This is a genomic window from Paenibacillus sp. P4_A7 (genome assembly GCF_056402455.1).
Window position 1 is genome coordinate 1 of record NZ_JBFUHJ010000637.1, and the last position, 2,372, is coordinate 2,372.

Here is a 2,372-nt window from a genome sequence, read left to right on the forward strand (position 1 = left end):
GCAAACATCGGCTTCTGCTCTTTAATGACAAGTATGAGTATAGTAGTCATCAGTCCTAGCCCGACGATTTGAATCATTTCCATGTGCAGTCACCTACTAGCTCGCATCCATCTGAAAGCATCTACTGAAACAAAAATACCGATTTTATTTCTTGAAACAATTCATTTAACAGACGAACAACCATGAACAGCACGACAACAAAACCAATGACAGTTACCCAATGCGCCATATCTTCCTTTCCCATCTGCTTCAAAACCGAATGGATCATGGCGATCACAATACCGATTCCGGCAATTTGGAAAATAGCGCTCACATCCATGCTCATCTGTGCGGCACCCCATTACACCATCAAAATGACGATCAGCACAGCGATCAAAATACCGAGACTTTTCCACATCTTCTCGTAACGCCCTTGATCGTCTCTCGCTGCGTCCTCCTCTGTCTTCAACTGTATTAACGCAAGGCGCAAATGCTTGATTTGATCTTCCTTATCACTAATGCCGAGCGTTGAGCCAAGCCGTATCAGCACCGATTGCTCATTGCTTCTCATCGACGTTGCTCCCCAGTGTGATTTAAYTGCCTGCTCCCAGCTCTCGCGGAAGGAAAGACCTTCTGTCTCCCAAATACCATTCGCCGCTTTGCGAAATAAGGTAGATAGCGGCTCAGGCGCTGCATCGGCGGTTCTCACAAGCGCTTCTGGAAGCGGCGTTTGTCCATAACTGATTTCTGTCTCTAGCCTCTGAAGAGCATGTGCCAGCTGACGCAATTGACGGGGACGCTCGACTAATCTTGACGCCTGCTGAAAGCCAATCATAGTTCCTGCGAACAATATGAGCACCGCACCTATCAACTTAATCACGGATCATCCGCTCTAAACCGGCCAGAGTATGCAGGAGCCGAGTCATCAGCTTGTGGAAGCAGTGTCAGCGAAGGATCTCGTGCAGACGCAGAGCGCCCGCTTGGATCAGCCAACACCACACGATGCATCGTACCTTCAACTGTTCGCTTTAGCTCTACAACGTATGTGAATGCTCCATCATCGAGCAGCTTTCGCAGAACAGGCCTGCCTCTCGCCTCTTGTAAATCATAGGCGTGCGCAGTGGCTACTACACTTATACCAGCATGACTAGCTTCACGTATGGCTTCTCCATCCTCTGGCCGTCCGATTTCATCCGCGATCAGCACCTCGGGAGACATGGAACGGAGCAGCATCATCATTCCTTCTGCTTTCGGACAAGCATCCATGACATCCGTCCGYGGGCCAACGTCAAAGGTTGGTATACCCCGAACACAAGCCGCAATTTCAGATCGTTCATCAACAATGCCGACCTTTCTGCCTTGCCAGCCCGTTCCTTCATGCATCGGCCACAACCCATAGCTAACGGATCTTGCAATGTCGCGAACTAATGTCGTTTTTCCTTGCTGGGGCGGTGCTAGGATGAGGGTAGAATGTAAGGTTTTTCTCACACGATCGACTAGCTTCGGCAGTAGAAGAACACTTGCTCCGATTACCTCTCTGGCAACCCGAATGTTGAAAGCGCCGATATCGCGTATTCCTCGAACTGAGCCGCTGTCTAATATCGTTCTCCCGGCAAGACCAATTCGATGACCTCCCGATACGGTGATAAAGCCTCTGCGCAGCTCCTCCTCCATCGCATATAAGGAGTAGTTGGTTATCCGCTCTAGCAGCTTGCGACAAACATCAGCAGAGGGCTTGTATGCTCCATCAGCTGATTGACGCAAAGTTCCATCGCTAGCCATAAAACGAGACTGACCGCGAAAACAAATCTCAAGAGGTCGTCCCTCTCGAACTCGAATTTCCTCGAGCTGCTCCTGCATCTGTTCAGGAAGCCGCTCTAGCAGCGTCTTCAGCTCCAATGGCAATAAGTGAATAATGCGTGCCAGCATGATAATCTCACTCCCTGATGTTTGTCCTTCGTAGTTCCATTTGTATGCGTACTTCGTGAAAATATGACTCCAGAACAGTCAAAATACTAGAGTTGCAATCTATTATTTTTTTAGAATACCGATCATTAAGCAAATAATGCCTCCCGCTACCCATAGAAACTTAGTAGGTGACAGCTTATCAGATAGACCTACCAGTCCTATTGTTGTTGTTGCTATCAGAATCAGAGGCCCTACAAGGGCAAGTGATGAATTGACTACCAGAGCTTTATCAATCTGATTTAAGCGAAGCATAAGCAGCGCAGCCAAAATCTCGATCGTGCCAGACATGAGTCGAAGCGATGCCATACTCAAAACTATTTTGTTCAACATTGGGAACAACCTCCCTTCGGCAAACGTAAACGGCTGATGCCTTCCTTTGGCGGCTTGAGCTCGTTTCGCGGTGAAATATAGGCAGAGTATAAGCG

Annotated in this window: 5 protein-coding genes; all 5 read right to left on the minus strand. The window is 48.5% G+C overall.

Going from position 1 to position 2,372, the window contains the following annotated elements; genetic code table 11:
• Nucleotides 1-83, minus strand: an 83-nt coding sequence (locus tag AC1DWN_RS32240) for a SpoIIIAC/SpoIIIAD family protein (RefSeq protein WP_477562927.1), incomplete at its 3' end; no start/stop codon positions are given.
• A 38-nt stretch (nucleotides 84-121) separates the two neighbouring features.
• A complete protein-coding gene (gene spoIIIAC, locus AC1DWN_RS32245) occupies nucleotides 122-325 on the minus strand; it encodes a stage III sporulation protein AC (protein WP_477562924.1) in 204 nt (67 codons plus the stop codon).
• Between the two features lie 15 nt (nucleotides 326-340).
• The gene (gene spoIIIAB, locus AC1DWN_RS32250; RefSeq protein WP_477562925.1) at nucleotides 341-859 is read right to left on the minus strand and encodes a stage III sporulation protein SpoIIIAB; all 519 of its coding nucleotides are present in this window, start codon (nucleotides 857-859) and stop codon (nucleotides 341-343) included.
• Nucleotides 856-1,908, minus strand: coding sequence for a stage III sporulation protein AA (spoIIIAA, locus tag AC1DWN_RS32255; protein WP_477562926.1), 1,053 nt, complete (start codon nucleotides 1,906-1,908; stop codon nucleotides 856-858). The genes spoIIIAB and spoIIIAA overlap by 4 nt, the downstream gene beginning before the upstream one ends.
• Nucleotides 1,909-2,010: 102 nt before the next feature.
• Nucleotides 2,011-2,277, minus strand: coding sequence for a DUF2619 domain-containing protein (locus AC1DWN_RS32260; protein WP_475810489.1), 267 nt, complete (start codon nucleotides 2,275-2,277; stop codon nucleotides 2,011-2,013).
• Nucleotides 2,278-2,372 lie beyond the last annotated feature (95 nt).